The organism is Burkholderia sp. Se-20378, assembly GCF_017104665.1.
GTDB lineage: Bacteria > Pseudomonadota > Gammaproteobacteria > Burkholderiales > Burkholderiaceae > Burkholderia > Burkholderia lata.
Window position 1 is genome coordinate 1 of the sequence record NZ_JAAGPG010000516.1, and the last position, 5,879, is coordinate 5,879.

The 5,879-nt window shown below is 67.6% G+C and carries 5 protein-coding genes and 1 pseudogene; all 6 read right to left on the minus strand.

Going from position 1 to position 5,879, the window contains the following annotated elements:
- A pseudogene (locus tag G3N93_RS41830) lies at window positions 1–474 on the minus strand (hypothetical protein); the annotation flags it as partial.
- A 1-nt stretch (window position 475) separates the two neighbouring features.
- Window positions 476–1,423: a YncE family protein gene (locus G3N93_RS32615; RefSeq protein ID WP_206124497.1), complete on the minus strand. Its 948-nt coding sequence runs from the start codon at window positions 1,421–1,423 to the stop codon at window positions 476–478.
- A 52-nt stretch (window positions 1,424–1,475) separates the two neighbouring features.
- Window positions 1,476–2,768: an MFS transporter gene (locus G3N93_RS32620; protein ID WP_174939587.1), complete on the minus strand. Its 1,293-nt coding sequence runs from the start codon at window positions 2,766–2,768 to the stop codon at window positions 1,476–1,478.
- A 141-nt stretch (window positions 2,769–2,909) separates the two neighbouring features.
- Window positions 2,910–3,827 carry a dihydrodipicolinate synthase family protein gene (locus G3N93_RS32625; protein WP_206134807.1) on the minus strand — a complete coding sequence of 306 codons (918 nt, stop codon included), beginning with the start codon at window positions 3,825–3,827 and terminating at the stop codon, window positions 2,910–2,912.
- 8 nt (window positions 3,828–3,835) lie between these two features.
- Window positions 3,836–5,008, minus strand: coding sequence for an L-rhamnonate dehydratase (locus tag G3N93_RS32630; protein WP_011356645.1), 1,173 nt, complete (start codon window positions 5,006–5,008; stop codon window positions 3,836–3,838).
- A gap of 50 nt (window positions 5,009–5,058) precedes the next feature.
- Window positions 5,059–5,879, minus strand: an 821-nt coding sequence (locus G3N93_RS32635; RefSeq protein WP_206134808.1) for a 4-hydroxythreonine-4-phosphate dehydrogenase PdxA, incomplete at its 5' end; no start/stop codon positions are given.

Here is a 5,879-nt window from a genome sequence, read left to right on the forward strand (position 1 = left end):
GCGCGCCCGCTCGGCCTCGACGTGCACGCTGGCGACGATCGGTGCACCTTGCGCCGCGCGCAGGAGTTCGTCGACCCCGAAATCGCGGCACAGCGCCGCGTAATCGCCGAACATGAAGCGCGCCGGACCGTAGTCTTCCGGCAGCCACGGATCGTGCGAGCCCGCATCGAGTCGCCACAGGGGGTGATGCGCGGCGACTTCATGCAGCCAGCGCGTTTCCGCAAGCGCCTCGTCGCGCGCCCGCTCGGCCTCGACGTGCACGCTGGCGACGATCGGTGCACCTTGCGCCGCGCGCAGGAGTTCGTCGACCCCGAAATCGCGGCACAGCGCCGCGTAATCGCCGAACATGAAGCGCGCCGGATCGTAGTCTTCCTGCAGCCACGGATAGTGCGCGCCCGCATCGAGTCGCCACAGGTGGTGATGCGCATCGACGAGCGCATCCGGCATGCCGTCGAGCGGCGACGCGTCGCGCATGTCAGCGGGCTCCGGCGAGCACGTACGACGCGTCGGGCTCGCGCAGCGTCGCCATTGCGCCGACGAACCGCCACGTGTCGAGATCGAGCTCGCGCACGTAGTCGTCCTGGAACGACACGTACGCAACGCGCCGCGACGGATGGAACGACAGCGCGGTCGGGTTCGCGGGCAGCGCGATGCGTTCGATCTCCTCCAACTGCCGCGCATCGAACACGGAGATCGACCGCTCGCCCGAATTGGTCAGCAGCAGCAGGTCGCGGCCGTCCGGCGCGCTCGTGCGGTAGATGCGGTTCGGATCGCTGCGCGTCTTCACGCGGCGGCCGCAGGTCATCGTGTCGGTATCGATCTCGACCAGCGTATCGTCGCCGCGATTCGCGACGAACAGCGTGCGCTCGTCGCTCGACAGCGCATTGCCTTCGGGGCGCGGGCCGGGCATCACCGCGCGCGGCGCGACCGTCGCGTCGCGCGGATGGAATTGCGTGACCGTATTCGACAGCAGGTGCACGCCATACGCGCGGCTCGCATCGCGCGTGAGCGTGACGAGGTGCGTCTTCACGCCGCCGGACGGCACGGCCATGTTCGGCACGGGCTGTCTGGTCGGCTCGTCGAACACGAGCAGCATGTCGTGCGCCTCGCTCATCGCGTAGAGCCGGCCGTCGCGGTCGCTCGCCATCCCGTGCGGCCGGTAGTACGGCCACAGGTCGAGCATGCGCGTGTGCGTGCGGGCGACGAGATCGATCTCGGCGATCCGGTGATCGCCTTCATGGCCGCGCGACCACGCGGTTTCGATCCCGAAGATGCCGATGTACGCAAAGCGCTCGTTCACGTCGACGGTGAATTCGTGCGGGAAGTTCGGCAGCACGACGTGCTTGAGCGCGGTTTTCGTGTCGAGGTCGTAGAAGCTGAAGGTGTGGGCGCATTTCTGCACCAGCAACAGGATGTCGTTCATGGTGGTGTCTCCGTCAATTCGTCAGCAAGCCTGCGTATTCGTGTAGCCGGGCTCAGTCCTCGCAGCGTTTCGGCAGCGTCAGCGCGAGCAGGCCGGCCACCGCGAGCGTGATCGCGAGGCTGTACACGCCGGCCGCCGCGCTCACGTGCTGGGTCAGCACGCCGACCGCATACGGGCCGCAGAAGCCGCCGAGATTGCCGAGCGCGTTGATCAGGCCGCGCGCGCTGCCGGCCGTCTCGACGCTGCAGAGCTTCGGCGGAATCGCCCAGAACACGCCGGCGGCTGCCTGCAGGAAGAAGCCGCAGCCGATCAGGAACGCGAACGACACGGCCATCGACGCATGCGTGAGCACCGACAGCGCCAGGCACGCGGCGAAGCCGACCAGCGGCAGCAGCACGAACAGTCGGCGCTTGCCGGTTCGGTCAGACAAATACGACGTGACGAACATCCCGATCACCATCGCGACATACGGGAGCATCGCGAGCAGGCCGATCTTGCCCATCCCGGTGTGCGTGAGGTTTTTCAGCAGGGTGGGCAACCACATCGTATAGCCGTAGATGCCGACCTGATAGCAGAAGTTGATGGCGATCAGCAGCCAGATCGTCGGGTTGCGCAGCATCTCGCCGAACGACGCGGCAGCCGGCGTGCCGGCCGCGCGCTTGCGTTCCTGTTCTTCACGCAGCGCGTCGAGGATGTAGGCCTTCTCGCGCGGCGACACCCAGCGCGCCGTCTCCGGGCCGTCGTCGGCGAACATCAGCCACACGACGAGGCACAGCAGCGACAGCGCGCCCGCGCTGAAGAACAGGTGATGCCAGTCGTACGCGGCGAGGATGAAGCCGGACAGCGGCGCGGTGATCATGCCGGCGAGCGGCACGAACATGATGACCATCGCATTCGCGCGGCCGCGTTCGCGATCGGGAAACCAGTGGCTGACCATCGTCAGCACGACGGGCAGCATCCCGCCCTCGGCCACGCCGAGCAGGAAGCGCAGCGTCAGCAGTTGCCAGGTGTGCGTGACGAGCCCGGTCAGCACCGACAGCACGGCCCAGCTCACGAGCGACCACGCGATGAAGGTCTTGCCGCTGCCGAGCGCCGCGCGCCGGCCGCCGGGAATCTGCAGGAACAGGTAGCCGAAGAAGAAGATGCCGCCGGCGAGGCCGGCCATCGTCGCGTCCATGCCGAGATCGGCGTTCATCCCGCCGGGCATCGCGAACGCGATGTTCACGCGGTCCATGTAGGAAATGATGCAGGCGAGCAGCAGCGGCGGAATCACGCGCAGCCAGCGGCGGCGCGGAATGGCTTCGCCGGCTTCGTAGGCCGGGGTGGCCGGGTTCAACAGGGTCATGGTGTCTCCAGTCTGGGTGGTGGGCGGCGGCGGTCTTCTGATGGACCGCTGTCACGCCGTGACGCGCCGGTGTCGTACCGGCCGCCGGTGCGCAACGCCCTGCGGCGTTGCACGGTTGAACCGATGCCGGGTGCCTGGCGTCTAGCGTCCCCAGCGCAGCACGAGCGGATCGAGCCGCCGCGCCGCGTCGAGCAAGCCGGCACGTACCTGTGGATGCAGCTCGGGCCACGGCGAGCGCGGTGCGTCGCACGCGATCACGCCGCCTTCCCGCATCAGCGCCTTCGCGGTCAGGAAGCCGGACTGGCGGTTCTCGTAGTTGATCAGCGGCAGCCAGCGCGCGTATTGCTCGACGGCTTCGTCGCGGCGGCCGGCGAAATACGCGTCGGTGATGCGGCGAATCCCGTCCGGATAGCCGCCGCCCGTCATCGCGCCGGTCGCGCCGGCATCGAGATCGGCGAGCAGCGTGATGCCTTCCTCGCCGTCCCACGGCCCCTCGATCGCATCGCCGCCGAGCGCGATCAGCTCGCGCAGCTTCGACGCGGCGCCGGCCGTCTCGATCTTGAAGTACGACACCGCGTCGATCTCGCGGGCGAGCGACGCGAGGAACGGCGCGGACAGCGCGACGCCGCTCGCGGGCGCGTCCTGGATCATCAGCGGAATGTCGAGGCCGTCGGCGGCTTCGCGGAAGAACGCGCGCACCTGCGCTTCGGGCACACGGAACGTCGCGCCGTGGTACGGCGGCATCACCATCACCATCGCCGCGCCCATCGCCTGCGCGTGCCGGTTGCGTGCCGCGCAGATCCGCGCGCTGAAGTGCGACGTCGTGACGATCACCGGCACGCGGCCCGCGACGTGCTCGAGCGTGATGCGCGTGATCAGGTCGCGTTCGTCGTCGCCGAGCGTGAATTGCTCCGAATAATTCGCGTGGATGCAGATGCCTTGCGAGCCGGCATCGATCATGAAGTCGAGGCAGCGGCGCTGGCCGTCGAGGTCGAGCGCGCCGCGCGCGTCGAAGATCGTCGGTGCGACCGGAAAGACGCCCTGGTAGCGTGCGTGCATGGCGGGCCTCACTCGACGATGTCGAACTGGTCGAGGAACTCGGTCTTCAACGTGAGGCCGAGGCCCGGCACGTCGTCGCGCAGTTGCACGAAGCCGTTCTCGGCCACCGGCTCGCCGTCGAAGATGTAATAGAACAGCTCGTTGCCGACCTCGACGTCGAACATCGGGAAGTACTCGCTCATCGGCGACGCGAGCGTGCTCATCGTCAGGTGATAGTTGTGCATCTGGCCCGCATGCGGAATCACCGGCACGCTGTACGCCTCGCACAGTGCGTTGATCTTGTGCGCCATCGTGATCCCGCCGACGCGGTTCGTGTCGTACTGGACGACCGACACGGCCTTGCGGTCCAGCAGCTGCTTGAAGCCGTACAGCGAGAACTCGTGCTCGCCGCCGGAGATCGGAATGCGCGTGAGCTGGTTCAGCTCCGCATAGCCGTCGATGTCGTCGGCGATCACCGGTTCTTCCAGCCAGCGCGGCTGGTATTTCTCGAGCTTCGGCAGGATCCGCTTCGCGTACTCGAGGTTCCAGCCCATGTAGCACTCGAGCATCAGGTCGTTGTCGTAGCCGATCACCTCGCGGATCGCCGCGACCGATTTCAGGTTCTCTGTCACGCCCTGCTGCCCGTGCGCGGGCCCGTAGCCGAAGCGCATCTTGAACGCGCGGAAGCCTTCCTTCAGATAGCGCTGCGCCTCGTCCTGCATCTCCCGCAGGTCGGTGCGGTAGAGCTTCGAGTAGTAGCAGGGGATCTTTTCCTTGGTGCGGCCGCCGAGCAGCTTGAACACGGGCTTGCCGACGCTCTTGCCGAGGATGTCCCAGATCGCGATGTCGACCGCCGAGATCGCCGCCATGCCGATGCCCTTGCGGCCCCATGCGTGGGTCGCGCGATACATCCGCTGGTTCAGGTATTCGTAGTCCCACGGGTCCTGGCCGATCACGAGCGGCGCGAGGTACTGGTCGATGATCACCTTCGCGACATGCGGCGCGAGCGCGACGTTGCCGAGGCCGACGATGCCGTCGTCGGTTTCGACTTCGACGACCGTCCACGAATGGAAGCGGAAGGTGCTCATCGTTTCCTGCGGTGCGTACAGCAGGTCCATCGCGTTCGAGCAGAAGTTGCCCTGCGGCGGGACGGTCTTGCCTTTCCACTGGAATACGCGGGCGCGGACGGAACGGATTTTCATGAGGGTGTCTCCGGGAATCGGTGTTGTCGTGTGTAAGGGGCGCGCGAACGTTACGCCGAAACGGGGGTGGTGCGGCGCGCGGCGCCCATCCGGCAGGCGATCTGCAGCGCCTGCCAGGTCGCGCCGACGTCGGCCGTGCCGCGGCCCGCGATGTCGTACGCGGTGCCGTGCGCGGGCGTCGTGATCGGCACGGGCAGCCCGCCCTGCACGGTCACGCCGCGCGAGAAGCCGAGCAGCTTGATCGCGATCTGCCCCTGGTCGTGGTACATCGTGACGATCGCCTGGTAGTCGCCGGCCTGCGCCTTCAGGAAGATCGTGTCGGCGGGGAACGGGCCGTGGAACGGCGCGTCGGTCGGCCAGTCGCGCGACTGCAGCTTGCGTACGGCCGGCTCGATGATGTCGACTTCCTCGCGGCCGCAGCTGCCGCCGTCGCCGCCGTGCGGGTTGAACGCGGCGATCGCCACCTTCGGCGCCGCGACGCCGTTCGCGAGCAGCGACCGGTAGATCAGTTCGGAGGCCTGTTCGATCCGCTCGATGCTCAGGTAGCCCGGCGCATCCTTCAGCGGAATGTGCGACGAGATGCGTGCGGTCCACAGCTCGCCGAGCGTGTTGAATTCGCAGAAATAGCCGGTCACGCCTAGCGCTTCGGCGAAGTGGTGCAGCTCGTCCTCGTGTTTCAGGCCGCCGAGCTTCATCGCGTATTTGTTCAGCGGCGCGAAGCAGATTGCGTCGATGTCGCCGGCGAGTGCCGCGTCGAGGCACAGGTCGAGCACGGTCAGCGTCGAGCGGCCGCCGGCCGCGCCGGGCTGCCCGACCGTGACCAGCGCCGGATCGATCGTGTCGACTTCGACGAACGCGGCGCGCGCGGTCG

Excerpts from the sequence above, each read along its gene's own strand:
- G3N93_RS32630 (WP_011356645.1), bottom strand. The coding sequence starts at position 5,008 with ATGAAAATCCGTTCCGTCCGCGCCCGCGTATTCCAGTGGAAAGGCAAG.
- G3N93_RS32625 (WP_206134807.1), bottom strand. The coding sequence starts at position 3,827 with ATGCACGCACGCTACCAGGGCGTCTTTCCGGTCGCACCGACGATCTTC.
- G3N93_RS32615 (WP_206124497.1), bottom strand. The coding sequence starts at position 1,423 with ATGAACGACATCCTGTTGCTGGTGCAGAAATGCGCCCACACCTTCAGC.
- G3N93_RS32620 (WP_174939587.1), bottom strand. The coding sequence starts at position 2,768 with ATGACCCTGTTGAACCCGGCCACCCCGGCCTACGAAGCCGGCGAAGCC.